This window comes from Christensenella sp. KGMB01412 (assembly GCF_055522415.1).
The window spans coordinates 1-17,557 of the sequence record NZ_JBVFVW010000014.1; the positions used below are offsets into that span (position 1 = coordinate 1).

General features: G+C 50.9%; 11 protein-coding genes. All 11 read right to left on the reverse strand.

All coding sequences use genetic code 11. From position 1 onward, the window contains the following. Positions 1-72: 72 nt before the first annotated feature. The 11 genes from fusA to ACS5WU_RS13380 all read right to left on the reverse strand — a co-directional run bounded on the left by fusA (position 73) and on the right by ACS5WU_RS13380 (position 17,556). Positions 73-2,151, reverse strand: a complete 2,079-nt coding sequence (fusA, locus tag ACS5WU_RS13330; RefSeq protein ID WP_046442670.1) for an elongation factor G — start codon at positions 2,149-2,151, stop codon at positions 73-75. Between the two features lie 363 nt (positions 2,152-2,514). Then, a complete protein-coding gene (gene rpsG / locus ACS5WU_RS13335; protein WP_046442671.1) occupies positions 2,515-2,985 on the reverse strand; it encodes a 30S ribosomal protein S7 in 471 nt (156 codons plus the stop codon). 178 nt (positions 2,986-3,163) lie between these two features. Next, a complete protein-coding gene (rpsL, locus tag ACS5WU_RS13340) occupies positions 3,164-3,538 on the reverse strand; it encodes a 30S ribosomal protein S12 (RefSeq protein ID WP_046442672.1) in 375 nt (124 codons plus the stop codon). Between the two features lie 72 nt (positions 3,539-3,610). Further along, a complete protein-coding gene (locus ACS5WU_RS13345) occupies positions 3,611-3,859 on the reverse strand; it encodes a ribosomal L7Ae/L30e/S12e/Gadd45 family protein (protein ID WP_046442673.1) in 249 nt (82 codons plus the stop codon). 50 nt (positions 3,860-3,909) lie between these two features. Further along, complete coding sequence (locus ACS5WU_RS13350; RefSeq protein ID WP_131925059.1) at positions 3,910-4,701, reverse strand: hypothetical protein; 792 nt, start codon at positions 4,699-4,701, stop codon at positions 3,910-3,912. Positions 4,702-4,810: 109 nt separating this feature from the next. Then, entirely contained in the window at positions 4,811-8,380 is a 3,570-nt protein-coding gene (rpoC, locus tag ACS5WU_RS13355; protein ID WP_046442675.1) for a DNA-directed RNA polymerase subunit beta', read from the reverse strand. Positions 8,381-8,441: 61 nt separating this feature from the next. Further along, on the reverse strand, positions 8,442-12,227 hold the full coding sequence (gene rpoB, locus ACS5WU_RS13360; RefSeq protein WP_059108823.1) for a DNA-directed RNA polymerase subunit beta: 3,786 nt from the start codon (positions 12,225-12,227) through the stop codon (positions 8,442-8,444). A gap of 351 nt (positions 12,228-12,578) precedes the next feature. Then, positions 12,579-13,676 (reverse strand): PIN/TRAM domain-containing protein, encoded by a 1,098-nt coding sequence (locus tag ACS5WU_RS13365; RefSeq protein WP_302760307.1) that lies wholly within the window; start codon positions 13,674-13,676, stop codon positions 12,579-12,581. 113 nt (positions 13,677-13,789) lie between these two features. Then, positions 13,790-15,130, reverse strand: coding sequence for a DNA repair protein RadA (gene radA / locus ACS5WU_RS13370; protein WP_235811562.1), 1,341 nt, complete (start codon positions 15,128-15,130; stop codon positions 13,790-13,792). A gap of 35 nt (positions 15,131-15,165) precedes the next feature. Then, positions 15,166-16,371, reverse strand: coding sequence for a hypothetical protein (locus tag ACS5WU_RS13375; RefSeq protein WP_046442679.1), 1,206 nt, complete (start codon positions 16,369-16,371; stop codon positions 15,166-15,168). Positions 16,372-16,386: 15 nt separating this feature from the next. Further along, a complete protein-coding gene (locus tag ACS5WU_RS13380; RefSeq protein WP_046442680.1) occupies positions 16,387-17,556 on the reverse strand; it encodes a bifunctional 2-C-methyl-D-erythritol 4-phosphate cytidylyltransferase/2-C-methyl-D-erythritol 2,4-cyclodiphosphate synthase in 1,170 nt (389 codons plus the stop codon). Position 17,557: the final 1 nt, after the last annotated feature.

The following is a 17,557-nucleotide window of genomic DNA, read 5'->3' on the forward strand; positions in this document are numbered from 1 at the left end:
CTCCTTATTACTTGTTACTTTTCGCTATACTGTTTCTTTTGCCTGCGCGTTCATTTCGCGACGCATTCAGGCTTATTTCTTTTCTCCGGTGATTTTTTCCACCATGCTCTTCGGAACCGGTTCATAATGGTCAAACTGCATTGTGAACTGTCCGCGGCCCTGCGTCCTGGAACGAAGGTCCGTTGCATAGCCAAACATTTCTGAAAGAGGCACCATCGCGCGGATGATCTGTCCGCCGCCGCGTGCTTCCGTACCTTCGATACGTCCACGACGCGAGTTTACGTTACCCATAACGTCGCCGAGGTATTCCTCAGGTACAACGACTTCAACCTTCATCATCGGCTCAAGCAGGATGCTGCCGCCCTTTGCGAATGCTTCCTTGATCGCCATGGAACCTGCGATCTTAAACGCCATTTCAGAAGAGTCAACCTCGTGGTAAGAACCGTCGACCAGCGTTACCTTAAAGTCCATAACCTCGAATCCGCCGATCAGGCCGCTCTTTGCAGCTTCCTGAATACCGTTGTCGATGGACGGGATATATTCCTTCGGAATCGATCCGCCAACGATTTTACTTTCAAAAATATAACCGCTGCCCGGCTCCAAAGGCTCCACGTGGATTTTACAATGACCATACTGGCCCTTACCACCCGACTGGCGGACATACTTGCCTTCCACGTCGACCGGCTTTGTCATGGTCTCGCGGTAGGAAACCTGAGGCTTACCAACCGAAGCTTCCACCTTAAACTCACGAAGCATACGGTCTACGATGATCTCCAGATGCAGTTCGCCCATACCTGCGATAATCGTCTGGCCCGTCTCCTCGTCCGTATAAGCACGGAACGTCGGATCTTCTTCTGCCAGCTTTTGCAGCGCTACGGACATTTTTTCCTGTCCCGCTTTGGTCTTGGGCTCGATAGCAACCTGGATAACCGGATCCGGGAACACCATGTTCTCAAGAATAATCTGCTGTTTGTCGTCGCACAGCGTATCGCCTGTTCCAACATCTTTGAAGCCGACTGCCGCTGCGATATCGCCAGCTTCGACCTCGTCTACTTCTTCCCTGTGGTTTGCGTGCATACGCAGGATACGTCCGATTCTCTCGCGCTTTCCTTTTGTGGAATTGAGCACGTAAGAACCGCTTCTCACCTTACCGGAATAGACGCGGAAGAACGCAAGCTTGCCAACAAACGGATCTGCCATAATTTTGAACGCAAGCGCTGCGAACGGACCGTTTGTGTCCGCCGGACGCTCGATTTCTTCATCCGTACCCGGCTTGATTCCCTTGATTGGGGGAACGTCGAGCGGGGATGGCATAAGCTCTACGATTTTATCGAGCAAAGGCTGAACGCCTTTGTTCCTGTAAGCGCTGCCGCAGCATACCGGAATAATCGAACCTGCGATTGTACCTTTGCGCAGCACTTTGATGATTTCATCCTTTGAGATTTCTTCGCCCGCAAAATATTTTTCCATAATGGATTCGTCGTGATCCGCTACTGCCTCAATCAGCTTTTCACGGTATTCGTCCGCCATGTCTTTCATGTCGTCCGGGATATCCACCACATCGAATTTCGTACCTGTCGGATCATCCTCCGGATACACAACCGCCTTCATCTCAACGAGGTCAACGATACCCGAGAAAGTGTCTTCCACGCCAATCGGCAGCTGAAGCGGCACAGGATTTGCGCCAAGTCTCTCCCTGATCATGTCGACAACATTGTAGAAGTCAGCACCCATGATATCCATTTTATTGACAAACGCCATACGCGGTACGCCATAGCCCTCCGCCTGTCTCCAAACGGTTTCAGACTGTGGCTCTACGCCGCCTTTCGCGCAAAAAACCGCAACGGCACCATCAAGCACGCGCAGCGAACGTTCAACTTCTACCGTGAAGTCAACGTGTCCGGGCGTATCGATGATATTGATCTGGTGGCCCTCCCACTGCGTCGTTGTAGCAGCAGAAGTGATCGTGATACCTCTTTCCTGTTCCTGTTCCATCCAGTCCATGACCGCATTACCGTCATGTGTATCGCCGATCTTATATGTCCTGCCCGTATAAAACAGGATACGTTCGGTGGCAGTGGTTTTACCGGCGTCGATATGCGCCATAATACCAATATTTCTTACCTTTTCAAGTGGAAATTTTCCAGCCATTGTTTCTCCTTTCCATTCTGATAAAAATTTATAAAAACATTTTTATTTTACCCTAACAGTACTATTTTACCTTATTACGATGAAAAATACTGCAATTTCATAAAATGTTTACCGTCTGTTTACACCAAATTTACAGTGAAACAAACGGCAACAATACCGCGTTTTCCATGACACACGCTGCCGTGTGTTCGCTTGCCACAGCACACCAATCCTGTTCTGTCCCTTCCGGGCAAAGGCCGCGGCCCTGACCTCGTTCTTATGCCTTCATAAGGTCTCTGTTTAACGGCACTAACGGTTTTAAGAGCAAAATACGCTCCTAAAACCGCTTCCTGACCATTTCATGAAATTTTAAGATACGCTTTCTTACCAGCGATAGTGTGCAAACGCCTTGTTTGCTTCCGCCATCTTGTGCATATCTTCTTTCTTCTTAACGCTTGCGCCCGTATTGTTTGCAGCATCCATGATTTCCGCCGCGAGACGTTCCCTCATCGTGCGCTCACTGCGTTTGTTTGAGAACAGTGCCAGCCAACGGATTGCCAGTGTCTGACGGCGCTCCGGACGAACCTCCATCGGAACCTGGTAGGTCGCACCACCCACACGCCTTGCCTTAACTTCGAGTACAGGCATTATGTTTTCCATGCAGGCATTGAATACTTCAATCGCATCCTTGCCTGTTTTTTCTTTGATTATTTCAAAAGCGTCATAGCAAATTCTCTGGGATGTACCACGCTTGCCATCAACCATGATCTGGTTGATCAGCTTCGTCAGCACCGTGCTGTTGTACATCGGATCCGCTATTACCTCACGCTTTGGAACTCCACCACGTCTAGGCATTGAAAAGCCCTCCTTATATTAAAAGAATCATTTACCATTCCACACGAACGGGAAAATTCCCGCCCATTTCCAGAAAACTCCCAACTGCAAAATCAGCATTTTCGCAGCCGGTCCAGGAAAATCCCGCTATGCTCTGCGGCATACGCAGGAAAGATACGCCACTAATCAGGGCGATATCTTATTTCTTGGGCATTTTCGCACCGTAGCACGAACGCGATTGTTTTCTGTCTGCAACGCCGGCCGTATCAAGCGCCCCGCGTACTATATGATATCTTACACCAGGCAAGTCTTTTACCCTGCCGCCTCTGATGAGGACAACGCTATGCTCCTGCAGGTTGTGACCGATTCCCGGAATGTAAGCCGTACCTTCCATGCCATTTACAAGGCGAACCCTTGCAATTTTACGCAAAGCAGAGTTAGGTTTCTTAGGAGTCATCGTCCTAACCGCCAAACACACGCCTCTCTTCTGAGGACACTGTTTTAAAATAGGCGAATTCGATTTCGAAACCTGGGATTTTCTGCCTTTTTTTACCAGTTGGTTAATGGTAGGCATACACGCACCTTCCTTTCTTCCTTATCAATTCTAATTGTTATGGCTCAAATTCTCCGCAACCCATGAAGAGAATTAATTTTTGATGATAGCCGCGCAGGCCGCTGAAACTTCAATTCCGCACTGCCTTCCAAGCTCGCGCATCGATTCCACATACACCACATGGATGTCTTGCTCGCCGATGGCCTCAAGGATACGCTCCTTGATATGCTCCTCCGCGTCGTCTGCGATATACACCGCCGAAACATCGTCCGCATCAAGTCCGCGCAGCAGTTGTTTTAGCCCAACCACCTTGTTTTCAGCGTTTTTCAGTTCATCATACATGATTACACACCTCAAAAAAACGCAAAAAGCGCGCCTAAATATAATATCACTTAAATGTTCATATTGTCAAGCGTTTCCTCGTCCTCATCTTCCTCGATTTCGAGATTACGCTGCGGTTTCAAACATTCGTACGTCTTTTTCTTGGAGAAAAACACACGCGGCATTCCGTTCGTCGTCTGGAAAAAGAACCAGCCACGGTCCAGCATCTGCTTGATCAGCTTAATTTCCCGCAGGTCTATCCTGACCTTTTTCGCTATTTTCTTTTCATATGCGGCAGCCATGTTCTTTCCAAGGAAATATCCGGCAAGCCCCATCAGTATCACAAGCAGATACGGCATGAAAACAAACCAGTTTGCAAGCGGCCCGCTGATCTGCGGGATCATCAGCAAAACAAATCCCGCAATCACAAACAGGATCAGAATCCCCATTTGCATAAAATCAATCCTGCGGAATGCCTTCCTGCATTCTTTGCCAATACTCACCTGCATTGTGAGGAGCGATCCGACAGGCGTACGCACCTTTTTCCCAAGCCCAAAAATCAGGCCTTTTTCCGCGTACGGCTCCGAATGCGCAATTTCAAACGTCGCATATCCATCCATTTCCTCAGGCTCTTCGCTTTTGCAAAACTGGCATTTACCGGTGGAATGGAGCTCGTCAATGTTGTTTGGAAGGTAGGATAACGTGGTTTTCCAGTTGGAAAGCGCCTTCTCCTTTGCCTCCGGCGTTTTCAGCGTACTGATATAGCACTGATAGCAGCCGTTTCTCCCCAGCCACTCGCACAGCTCGCTGTCCGCGATCGGGCACATTTTCTTCGGGTCGCTGCCCTGACCCGTTTGGTTCATATTGCTCATTAATTCCTAAACCCCTTTTGAGACGGGCGCTGTTTGCGCCCTGATAAAATAACGGGCAGAGGTAAGTATAACCTCCGCCCACCATTTTCACAACATTTCTTTATATTTCCGTATCTGTGATATCCACATCGATCTGCGATGCGATGTCGTCGTTTACCACATTTGAGATCACATCGATATTTTTATACCGCTTCATGCCTGTTCCGGCAGGAATCAGCTTACCGATAATGATGTTCTCCTTAAGCCCCAGCAGCGGATCCACTTTTCCTTTGATCGCCGCCTCGGTGAGCACCCTTGTCGTTTCCTGGAAGGACGCTGCCGAAAGGAAGCTGTTTGTGGAAAGCGAAGCCTTCGTGATTCCAAGGAGTACGCGCGAAGCCGTTGCCGGCTCTTTGCCCTCGCGGATCATTTGCTCGTTTTCCTTATCAAACTGGAAGATATCCACCAGTTCGCCCGGAAGCATACTGGTATCTCCCGCATCCTCGATCTTACACTTCTTGAGCATCTGGCGAACGATGATCTCCAGATGCTTGTCGGAAATCTCAACGCCCTGCATCCGGTACACCATCTGTACTTCCTTGAGCAGATACTCCTGAACGCCCTTGACGCCCTTGATTTTCAGGATGTCATTCGGGTTAATCGAGCCTTCCGTCAGCTCGTCGCCCGCTTCGATCACCTGTCCGTCCGTCACGGTAACGCGCGAACCATAAGGGATCAAATATGTTTTTGCTTCTCCGGCGTCATTGGCAACCGTGATTTCGCGCTTTTTACGCGTGTCGTTGATCGCAACTGTTCCGGCGATTTCAGAGATGACCGCAAGTCCGCGCGGCTTTCTTGCCTCAAACAGCTCTTCTACACGGGGAAGGCCCTGTGTGATATCGCCGCCGGCGACGCCGCCCGTATGGAACGTCCTCATGGTAAGCTGCGTACCAGGCTCGCCGATGGACTGCGCCGCGATAACGCCTACCGCTTCGCCGATATCCACTTTGTTGCCCGTCGCCATATTCGCGCCGTAGCACTTTGCGCACACACCGTGCTCGCTTTTGCACGTAAACACGGTACGGATATATACTTCTTCGATGCCTGCCTTTACAATCTGAGACGCAATCTCGCTTGTAATCAGTTCGTTCGCCTTAATGATTACGTTTCCGTCAGAATCGATCACATCCTGAGACGTATAACGTCCCCTGATCCTGTCTTCGAGCGGCTCGATAACCTCTTTGCCGTTCGTGTTGGTCAGTTTCCTGATCGGCACGCCCTGCACCTGTTCTCCAAGGTTCTCAAAGCAGTCGATTTCGCGGATAATCACATTATGCGATACATCTACGAGCCTGCGCGTAAGGTAACCCGAGTCGGCTGTACGGAGCGCCGTATCCGCAAGACCTTTTCTCGCGCCGTGCGAGGAAATAAAGTACTCCAGAACGGTAAGGCCCTCACGGAAGTTTGCCCTGATCGGAATCTCGATAATCTCACCATTCGGATCGGCCATCAGTCCGCGCATACCGGCCAGCTGCCTGATCTGGTTCGTGGAACCACGCGCACCGGAATTTGCCATCATGTAGATTGGATTGAATTTATCGAGGCTCTTCATCAGAGCGTCCGTTACCTTATTGGTGGTTTCTTCCCAAACCTTAACGGCATTGTCTTTTTTCTCTTTTTCGGTCAGCAGGCCGCGCTTGTATTGCTTTTCGATTGTCAGTACGCGGTCCTCCGCTTCCTGAATCAGCTGTTTCTTGGCCGGCGGGATCTTGATGTCAGATACGCTGACCGTAATCGCGCCGATCGTCGAATAGTGGAAGCCCTGCTTTTTGATCGCATCCAGAACATGCGATGTTTTTGTCGGCCCAAGCTTCGCAAAGCAAAGGTCTACCAGTTTGCCGAGCTGTTTCTTGTCGATCAGCTGGTCAACCTCAAATTTCAGTTCGTTTTCAGGCAGGCTGCGGTCCATATACCCAAGATCCTGCGGAATCGCCTGATTGAAAATCACACGGCCCGTGGTCGTCTCGATAATGCCCGTCTTCATTTCCCCGTTCACCTCTTTGGTCACGCGGATTTTAACCATTGCCTGCAGGTCGATATTGCCTGTGTTGTACGCAAGGATCGCCTCGTCCGGCGAAGCAAAAATGCTTCCTTCGCCCTTTGCGCCTTCCCTGTGGATTGTCAGGTAATACGATCCGATGACCATATCCTGCGTCGGCGAAACAACCGGTTTTCCATCCTGCGGCTTCAAAATATTGTTTGCCGCGAGCATCAGGAACCTTGCTTCGCTTTGCGCTTCTACGGAAAGCGGTACGTGCACAGCCATTTGGTCGCCGTCAAAGTCGGCATTGTAGGCCGTACAAGCGAGCGGATGCAGCTTGATTGCGCGTCCCTCTACAAGTACCGGCTCAAATGCCTGGATGCCAAGCCTGTGCAGCGTAGGAGCACGGTTTAAGAGAACAGGATGTCCCTTGATCACCTCTTCCAGCACGTCCCAAACCTCCGGGCGCACCTTTTCTACCATACGCTTTGCGGATTTAATGTTATGGGCAAAGCCTTCTTCCACAAGCTTTTTCATGACGAAGGGCTTAAAGAGCTCAAGCGCCATTTCCTTGGGAAGCCCGCACTGGTACATCTTCAGTTCCGGCCCTACCACGATAACGCTACGTCCGGAATAGTCGACACGTTTTCCCAGAAGGTTCTGGCGGAAACGTCCCTGCTTACCACGCAGCATATCGGAAAGGGACTTTAACGGACGGTTGCCCGGGCCAGTTACCGGACGCCCGCGCCTGCCGTTATCGATGAGCGCGTCCACCGCTTCCTGCAACATACGTTTTTCGTTCCTTACGATGATATCCGGCGCACGAAGCTGCAGCAGCCTGTTCAGGCGGTTGTTGCGGTTGATCACGCGGCGGTACAGGTCGTTGAGGTCAGACGTGGCAAAACGTCCGCCGTCAAGCTGTACCATAGGCCGAAGCTCGGGCGGAATTACCGGCACGACATCCATAATAATCCATTCCGGTTTATTCCCGGACTGGCGGAATGCCTCCACCACCTCAAGGCGCTTGATTGCGCGGATGCGTTTCTGTCCCGTCGAAGTTTTCAGTTCCTCACGCAGTTCCTTTGCGGACGCGTCAAGGTCAACGTTCTTTAACAGTATCTTGACCGCTTCCGCGCCCATTCCGGCGGAGAATGCTTCCTCGCCGAACTTTGCCTGCGCTTCGCGGTATTCCTTGTCTGTCAAAAGCTGCTTATACTCAAGGGGCGTTTCGCCCGGATCCGTCACCACAAAAGCCGCAAAATAAAGCACCTTTTCCAGTGACCTCGGCGACATATCAAGGAGCAGTCCCATACGGGAAGGAATCCCTTTAAAATACCAGATATGCGAAACCGGAGCAGCCAGCTCAATGTGGCCCATACGCTCGCGGCGCACCTTTGCGCGCGTTACTTCAACGCCGCACTTTTCGCAAACGATACCCTTATAACGGATTCTTTTATATCTTCCGCAGTGACATTCCCAGTCCTTTGTCGGCCCGAAAATGCGTTCACAGAAAAGTCCATCCTTTTCCGGTTTCAATGTGCGGTAGTTAATGGTTTCAGGCTTTTTAACCTCTCCCCTAGACCACTCGCGAATTTTCTCCGGAGACGCCAGACCTATCTGAATCGAATCAAAAGTGTTGAGTTCAAACAAAGTAAACTCCTCTCCTCTCTACTATGTCAAAAATTTTCTATTTCTACCAAGTACCCTGCGCTTACAGATCGTCGCCGTCGTCGAGCACATCCGTGTCGATGTTCAGGTCTTCCGTAATCTCTATGTCGTCGTCCATATCAGAAATCACATCGTCTGCAAAGTCGTCGTCAAAATCAATCTCCTCATCTTCAAGGAGGTCGATATCCGGCAGGTCAAGCTCGTCGATGGAAAGATCGTCGATATCCTCGATGACCATATCGCCCGCATCGAATTCTTCCTCGCCCTCCGGCAGGTCTTCCGCTCCGGCAATGTTGATGTCGATCGCCATTCCATCGTCCTCGTCCGCTTCCTTGATCGCGATTTCCCCGCGGTCTTCCGAAAGGACCTTGATGTCAAGGCCAAGGCTCTGCATTTCCTTAATGAGCACCTTGAACGATTCCGGAACGCCCGGCTCCGGGATATTCTCGCCTTTCACGATTGCTTCGTACGTCTTAACACGCCCCACAACATCATCCGATTTTACCGTCAGGATTTCCTGCAATGTATTTGACGCGCCATACGCTTCAAGCGCCCAAACTTCCATTTCCCCAAAACGCTGTCCGCCAAATTGTGCTTTACCGCCCAGAGGCTGCTGCGTAACGAGAGAGTAAGGGCCTGTGGAACGTGCATGAATCTTGTCGTCAACCAGATGATGCAGTTTCAGGATATACATGTAACCGACGGTAACACGGTTTTCGAACGGCTCGCCGCTGCGGCCGTCGTAAAGCACTGTTTTTCCGTCAGGCGATAATCCGCTCTGTTCCAAAAGCTGCTCGATATCCTCCTCCGTAGCGCCGTCGAATACCGGCGTTGCCACGTTAAAGCCCAGCGCCTTCGCCGCCATGCCAAGGTGAACCTCCAGCACCTGCCCGATATTCATACGGGAAGGAACGCCCAGAGGGTTCAAAACAATATCAAGCGGCCTTCCGTCCGGCAGGAACGGCATATCCTCCATTGGAAGAATGCGGGAAATAACGCCCTTATTACCGTGGCGTCCGGCCATTTTGTCGCCCACGGATATTTTTCTTTTCTGCGCGATGTAAACGCGCACCAGTTTATTGACTCCCGCCGTGAGCTCGTCCTTGTTCTCACGCGTGAATATTTTTACATCGACGACCACACCGCCTTCGCCGTGCGGCACCCTCAACGAGGTATCGCGAACCTCCCGCGCCTTCTCGCCAAAAATCGCGCGCAGCAGGCGCTCTTCCGCCGTAAGCTCGGTTTCGCCCTTGGGCGTCACCTTGCCGACCAGAATATCGCCGCTTCTCACCTCCGCGCCAATGCGGATAATGCCGCGCGAGTCAAGATCCTTCAGGGCATCCTCACCAACGTTTGGAATATCGCGGGTGATTTCCTCCGGCCCAAGCTTGGTATCGCGGGCTTCCGCCTCATATTCCGCAACGTGGATTGAGGTAAGCACATCGTCCTTCACGAGACGCTCTGAAATCAGCATAGCGTCCTCGTAGTTGTAACCTTCCCATGTCATAAAGCCAATGAGCAGGTTCTTTCCAAGGCCAAGCTCTCCGTTCGCAGTGGACGGTCCGTCCGCCAGAACCTGTCCGGCTTCAATTTTCTGTCCTTCATAAACGATTGGGAGCTGATTGATACAGGTGCCCTGGTTGGAACGTGCAAACTTGATCAGATGGAATTCCGATTCCGTTCCGTCGTCATTGCTGATTACGATATTTTTTGCGTCGACGCTCTTCACAACCCCGCTCTTCTTGGCAATCGAAAGTACGCCGGAATCGTATGCTGCCTTATATTCCATACCGGTACCGACCACAGGAGCCTCCGGGATTAACAGCGGCACTGCCTGCCTCTGCATGTTGGAGCCCATCAGCGCACGGTTCGCGTCGTCATTTTCCAGGAACGGAATAAGCGACGTCGCCACCGAAACAAGCTGCTTCGGGGAAACGTCCATCAGGTCTACCTCGTTCCTCGACACTTCGACAATCTGGTCGCGCACGCGGCACATAACGCGCTCGTGCTCAAACACGCCGTCGTCGCCGAGCGGCTCATTTGCCTGCGCCACGATGAGGTCTTCCTCCTGGTCCGCAGTCATATAACGGACCTTATCCGTTACAGCGCCCTTTTTCTTGTCGATCATACGAAAAGGCGTTTCAATAAAGCCATATTCGTTTATCCTGGCATATGTGGAAAGAGAACCGATAAGGCCGATGTTCGGCCCTTCAGGCGTCTCAATCGGGCACATACGTCCATAATGCGAGTGGTGCACGTCGCGCACGTCAAAGCTTGCGCGGTCACGGTTCAGGCCGCCCGGCCCAAGCGCCGACAATCTTCTTTTGTGCGTAAGCTCTGCAAGCGGGTTTGTCTGGTCCATGAACTGCGAAAGCTGCGATGAACCGAAGAATTCTTTGATCGAAGCCGTTACCGGCCTGATGTTGATCAGGTTGGAAGGCGTTGCAACGTCCATATCCTGGATGGACATTCTTTCACGCACGACTCTTTCAAGCCTTGTAAGGCCAACCCTGATCTGGTTTTGCAGCAGTTCGCCCACGCTCCGCAGTCTCCTGTTTCCAAGGTGGTCGATGTCGTCCGTAAGGCCAAGCCCATGCTTCAGGCCAAGGAAATAGCTCACAGAAGCGAACATATCGTCAATGATGATATGCCGCGGAATCAGCACGGAAACATTCGCGCTGAGTTCTTCTTTCAGCTTCTTGGTATCCGATCCGCACTCGTCAAGGATTTCCTTGAGTGCAGGATAATATACTTTTTCGTTGAGGCCAACTGATTTGGGATCAAAGCTCAGGTACTTCTTCGCGTCTACAAAGCGGTTGCCGTGTACGCGCGCAATCTCTTCGCCTATTGAAAGATCAACATACGAAAGTCCCGCGTTTTCGATCTCCAAGGCAATTTTTTCCGTGATCACATCACCGGCGGCGACAAGAAGCTCCCCGGTGTCTTCATTGATCACGTTGCCTGCGGCAACCTGGTTTACAATGCGCTGGGAAATCGCAAGCTTTTTATTGAATTTGTAACGTCCGACACGTGCAAGGTCGTAACGCTTGTTATCGAAAAACAGCGAACTGATTAAAATATTCGCGCTTTCCACTGTGGGCGGCTCGCCCGGACGCAGGCGCTTGTAAATTTCGACAAGCCCTTCCTCCTTGGTGGAGGTGTTGTCCTTTTTAAGCGTCGCTTCGATATTAATATCGTCCCCAAAGAAATTCCGCAGGTCCGTATCCGTCGAAAGGCCCATCGCACGCAAAAACACCGTCACGGGAAGCTTCCTCGTGCGGTCAACACGGATATACATACAATCGTTGGAATCCGTTTCATATTCAAGCCACGCGCCGCGGTTTGGAATCACGGTGGAGCTATACAAATCTTTTCCGGTTTTGTCCTTTGCGTCCCCATAGTATACGCCCGGGCTCCTCACGAGCTGGGAAACGATGACGCGCTCCGCGCCATTAATAATAAAGGTGCCCTTTTCCGTCATAAGCGGAAAATCGCCCATGAAAACTTCCTGCTCTTTTACCTCGCCCGTCTCCTTATTGAGCAAACGGACCTGAACCTTTAAAGAAGCGGCATAGTTTACATCGCGTTCCTTGCATTCTTCCACATCATATTTCGGCGTTTCAGAAATGTGATAATCGACAAACTCCAGCACGAGGTTCTCAGAATAGTCTATAATAGGGGAAATGTCTTTGAGCACTTCTCCAAGACCCTCCTTCAAAAAACGTTCGTAAGAGTTTTTTTGGATTTCGATTAAGTCCGGCATGTCTAGAACTTCTTTGATCTTCGAAAAGCTCATTCTCTTATTTGTTCCAAACTTAACTTCATGCATACTCAACAACAACTCCTATATTTAAATTGATTACGTACAACTGTTATAAATACCTGTAGACGGCTTTTTCCAAAAAACGCGCAAAAAGCGCACTCCCATGCGTTTTTTTCACCAGCCGATAGCGGCAACTTTCCACAGTACTACTATGCTAATGCAGTTTACTATATTATCATAAGAAAATCAAGATGTCAACCTCTTTTTTCATAACCTTTTACAAATATTTTCTCTGGGCTGCGAAGCAAAAGACTCGTCCATCTTCCTGATCATTCCTGTGCAACGCCGCCTCAAACAAACGCATTTTCTGAAACAAAAACCGGGGCATACCGCAGCGCCCCAGTTTTCAGCCTGTTTCTAAACTTTTATTTTCGCAAAGATCATACGTCCAGCGGCGGTCTGCAATACGCTCGTCACCACCACCTGCATCGTCTGGTCGATCTTGCTCTTGCCGCCCTCTACAACGATCATCGTTCCGTCGTCCAGATAAGCAATTCCCTGATTTGCTTCCTTACCGTCCTTAACGATTGTCACGCGCATTTCCTCGCCTGCCATCAGGATCGGCTTTACGGCGTTTGCAAGCTCGTTGATATTGAATACCGGCACATCCTGCACCGCCGCCACCTTATTCAGGTTATAGTCGTTTGTCACGACCTTGCCGCCAAGTTCCTTTGCAAGCTTTAAAAGCTTGATATCCACTTCCGGTACGTCTTCAAAGTCCGCATCCGTTATTTTCACCGGGATCTTGAGCTCCTTTTGCATGCTGTTGAGGATGTCAAGGCCGCGCCTGCCACGCGTGCGCTTCATCGAATCGCCCGAATCTGCAATCCTCTGCAATTCCCCCAGTACAAATTCCGGAACAACGATTTCCCCCTCAAACATCCCCGTCTTGCAGATGTCCAGGATTCGGCCGTCGATAATTACGCTCGTATCCAGTATTTTTGGGGAAACATACTTCCCTTCTTTTTTAGACTCTGCATTTTTTCCTGTTTTACGCAGGTGCATAAAGTTTGCAAGATCCCCCCTGCGCTTTACGCCAATCGACAAACCGATCGATCCAAAGATCAGGTAGACAAATATCGTAACCGGTATCGATATCCATGCAATCGGTATCAGCCCTACGATAATCGATACCAGCGCAGCCACCACGAGCCCGAGTATCAGTCCAAGGGTTCCCGCTAGCAGCGTTGCCGAGGGAGTAGACGCAAGCCGTGATTCTATTTGCTTCGTGTTTTTGTCAAACGCTTTTGCCAGTTTGCGGGATAAAAATAAAAAAATAATTCCGGAAATGATTCCACTCGCGATATAAATTACAAACGGCACCCATGTTTGAAACGAACTCCAAAGCTCTGCCTCCGCAAAATAATTGTAGAGCGTTACGCCCAGAAGCACGAGCCCCGGCCCCACGAAGAAGCCAAGAACACTGATGAACAATCTCATCATTTTATAAAACATTCACATTCCTCCTTCCAAGCAATATGATCCATATGAACCTGCAAGCAGGTTATTTTTCTAATGTTAGCATACTCTAAAAATATGTACTTTATATGAACATGGTATTAAGATTATTAAAAGGCTTTTGCCAATACGTCAGAAAGCGTACTTACCCCCTCTATCTTTATTTTGGCATTCATTCCTTTTTCAATACTCTGCTTTGGCACGAATACGCGGCTCACGCCCATCTTTGCGCATTCGGATATACGCTTGGAAAGCTGAGCCACATGGCGTATTTCGCCTGAAAGCCCAATTTCTCCAATGAAGGCCGTGTCCCGCGGCACGCTCAGGCTCCTCAGGGACGACACAACCGAAATTGCCATGGACAGGTCCGCAGCGTGCTCGCGCACCTTGATCCCCCCTGCGACATTTACAAAGATATCCTCGTTATACAACTTTAAACCGATTTTCTTTTCCAAAACAGCGCAGATCATATAGAGCCTGTTCGCATCGATTCCAGAGCACAGCCGCCTTGGAATATTGAGCTGGGTATGCGAGCACAGGGCCTGGATTTCAAGGAGCATGGGCCTTGTTCCCTGCGTTGCCGCGAAAATCGACACCCCGTCAAGATCCTGCCCAAAATCCGCCTCGAAAAGCATTGTCGGATTTTTCACCTCCATCATGCCCATATCGCGCATTTCAAACACGCCGATTTCGTCGGTGGAGCCAAAACGGTTTTTGACGGCGCGCAGAATCCGCAGGTTCGAGGTGCGCTCTCCTTCGAAATACAGCACCGTATCCACAAGGTGTTCCAGTACGCGCGGCCCTGCAAGCGCCCCCTCCTTGGTTACATGGCCGATAATAAACACCGCCATGCCCATTTTCTTCGCGGCCTGTGCAATGCGCGACGCACACCCCCGCACCTGGGCCACGCTGCCCGGTGCAGAAGAAAGGTTCGCATCGTAAAGCGTCTGGATGGAGTCAACGATCATAAATTTTGGTGCAAGTTGCTCCACACCCGCAAGAATGCTTCCCACTTCGGTCTCCGCCATCATATAAATATTGTCGGCAATGCCCAGCCGCTGAGCACGCATTTTGATCTGCGAAGGCGATTCCTCTCCCGAAACATAAAGCGCGTTGCCGTAGGCCGTCAGTTTTTTCGCCACCTGTAAAAAAAGCGTAGATTTACCGATGCCCGGCTCTCCGCCCGCAAGCGTCACCCCGCCCGGAACAACGCCGCCGCCGAGCACGCGGTCAAATTCATCGATCCCTGTCAGAAACCGTTTTTCGGATTCAGCCGGTATTTTGTCAAAGGTCACAATGCGCGCCGGTGCGGCCGCAGACCTTTGCCTGCCGGCGGGCGCGGTTTCCACGACTTCCTCTATCAGCGTATTCCAGTTGCCGCAGCCCTGGCATTGCCCCGCCCATTTGGCGCTCATATAGCCGCACTCGCTGCACACATACTGTGTTTTCATTTTTGCCACAGGTTCTCTCCTCTACCGCGTGTTTGCTATTCGATGTACGTATATTTTACGACCTCGTCAAGCACATCCGCATTATCCGTCGTATCATAAAAGCAGATTCCGGTTCCATTTGCACTGGCAAGCAGGTTCCTTGAGATATCGCTCGTAATCTGCTCCGTTCCCTGCATGTCGGTATAGGTGATATATATCCCATCAGCCTTGGTATATACCACAAAGTTATCGCCAATATCGTAATTAAGCGCATTATCCGTTATTTTCACAGGCTCGCCGCCCGCAACGGAAAGCATCAAACTGCCGCTCAGCACGTCCTCTGTCGTTGCAAACACAATATCTTTTCCGTTCGTCTTTGGCCCATACACCGTTTTTCCCAAATCATAATTATCGTATTTTCCCACACCGTTTTCGAACACAATGCGTTTCAAAACGCTTTCTACCGGATCCTTCTTGGCGTCCCGCTCCGCCCAAACCATATCGCTTGCGGAAATATCCACATCACTGTTTCCGTTCCCAACTACGTTTTCATACAGCTTAACCGTCGCCGCCTCGCGCGTATTTACATTGTATACATAAAGGCGCTGCGTCTTATCTCCCGCCCACTGCATAAATGCAAGCGTATCGCCGTTGATCGCAAGCCGCGGCGCGGCGTATGCGTAATCCTTGATTGTAAACTGCTCGTTCGTCTCCAGATTATATCCGACAATGCGTCCTCCGCCTGCCGATGCGCTATCCACCCATACGGCGATATTTCCTGAAATAACCGGCGTCCTGAGATCGTCAAACGCTTTTTGTACGTTTGGCAGAATTGTCGCCTCTTCCGTCTGCGTATCGTAAATCACAACGCCGTCAAGGGAACGGGCCGCGCCGGTTGCGATCTGCGTCGTGAAAATGATGCGGTTGCCGTCAATGTACGGCTCGTTTTTCATCATGATATTCTGACCGTTTTCGCTGCGGTCGCTTAAATAAATCTCATTTATTTTCAGTTCTTCTTTGGTAGGCTCGGCGTCCGGCTGCGTAAAATTCGCCTCTACCTTAGGTTGATAACGCAGCGTGGGATCCACGCCCCGCGCAAGGTCCTCGATCAGCGGAAAAACGAACAGGATAATGGCGAGCACCCCCGCCGCAACCGCCGCGATGAGAAGCGCAATCCGCACTTTGCGCAGCCGTTCGTTTTTTTTGACCTGCGAAAGCCTCATCGGCCTCCTTACCGTTGTCATCCCTTTATGTTTGTTCATACTACCTTTCCTTTGTTATACATCCTGTTTCTGGAGGATGCACGCCGCCTGCGCGGCGGCTCCCTCTCCGCGCCCCACAGCGCCGAGAAACTCCGTCGTGCTTGCCTTGACATTGACATAGGTGCGCGAGATCGAAAGCGCTTTCGCAATGTTTTCGATCATCTGCTCACGATAAGTCATTATCTTCGGTTTCTGCATGATGAGCGTGCTGTCCACATTCACAACACGGTAACCATATTTTCTGAGCATTGCGCCTACCTCGCCAAGCAGCTCAATGGAATAGATATCTTTATATCTGGGATCAGTATCGGGAAAAAGCCCGCCGATATCGCCCATACGCGCCGCGCCCAAAAGCGCGTCCATAATCGCGTGAACAAGAACGTCTGCGTCGGAATGCCCCACAAGCCCGTACTCATACGGTATCTCCACCCCGCCCAGAACAAGCCTGCGGCCTTCGCCAAACGCGTGCATATCAAAACCGTTTCCGATACGGATATCCGAGTTTTGCTGGCGGGCAGCGATGTCCTGCCCTTTTTCAAGGTCCGTACGCGTCGTAAGCTTGATGTTGTCCGGAGAGCCTTTAACGATATGAACACTTTTGGTGATGCGCTCCACGAGCGAGGCGTCATCCGTGCCAAGAAACCCGTCTTCCTCCGCTTTCCTGTAGGCGCGGACAATCAACTCCCTCGCAAACGCCTGCGGCGTCTGGATAATAGCCAGCTCCCCGCGAGGGATCGTCTCTATGATCACGCCGTCCTTTGCACGTTTGATCGTATCCGTCGCCCCAATACCCGCAACGCCCGATCCGCAACGGATCGCGCTTGCGGCGCAATCCCTGATGATGCGCTCCGTAACAAAGCAACGCGCCGCGTCGTGCACCATAACGATATCCGTATCCTCCGGCACATGCTTAAGCGCATTACTCACCGAATACTGGCGCTCGCTTCCGCCCACGCAGAAAATATATTTGCTGTCCTTTAAATATTTGGCTGCTTTGCGCTCCATCACAGCGCGCTCTTCTGCGCGGCAAACCACTATAATATCTGAAAACAGTCCCGTCGCTTCAAATGTCTTGAGGCACCGTACAACCGCGCTTTGTTCCTCAAATTTAATGAACACCTTGTTGGTGTCCATCTTCATACGGCTTCCGCTTCCCGCCGCAAGTATGATCGCACATAGTTTCATC

Bases quoted from the DNA above. Each gene is read 5' to 3' on its own strand.
- fusA (WP_046442670.1), bottom strand. From the start codon at position 2,151: ATGGCTGGAAAATTTCCACTTGAAAAGGTAAGAAATATTGGTATTATG.
- rpsG (WP_046442671.1), bottom strand. From the start codon at position 2,985: ATGCCTAGACGTGGTGGAGTTCCAAAGCGTGAGGTAATAGCGGATCCG.
- rpsL (WP_046442672.1), bottom strand. From the start codon at position 3,538: ATGCCTACCATTAACCAACTGGTAAAAAAAGGCAGAAAATCCCAGGTT.
- ACS5WU_RS13345 (WP_046442673.1), bottom strand. From the start codon at position 3,859: ATGTATGATGAACTGAAAAACGCTGAAAACAAGGTGGTTGGGCTAAAA.
- ACS5WU_RS13350 (WP_131925059.1), bottom strand. From the start codon at position 4,701: ATGAACCAAACGGGTCAGGGCAGCGACCCGAAGAAAATGTGCCCGATC.
- rpoB (WP_059108823.1), bottom strand. From the start codon at position 12,227: ATGCATGAAGTTAAGTTTGGAACAAATAAGAGAATGAGCTTTTCGAAG.
- ACS5WU_RS13365 (WP_302760307.1), bottom strand. From the start codon at position 13,676: ATGTTTTATAAAATGATGAGATTGTTCATCAGTGTTCTTGGCTTCTTC.
- radA (WP_235811562.1), bottom strand. From the start codon at position 15,130: ATGAAAACACAGTATGTGTGCAGCGAGTGCGGCTATATGAGCGCCAAA.
- ACS5WU_RS13375 (WP_046442679.1), bottom strand. From the start codon at position 16,371: ATGAACAAACATAAAGGGATGACAACGGTAAGGAGGCCGATGAGGCTT.
- ACS5WU_RS13380 (WP_046442680.1), bottom strand. From the start codon at position 17,556: ATGAAACTATGTGCGATCATACTTGCGGCGGGAAGCGGAAGCCGTATG.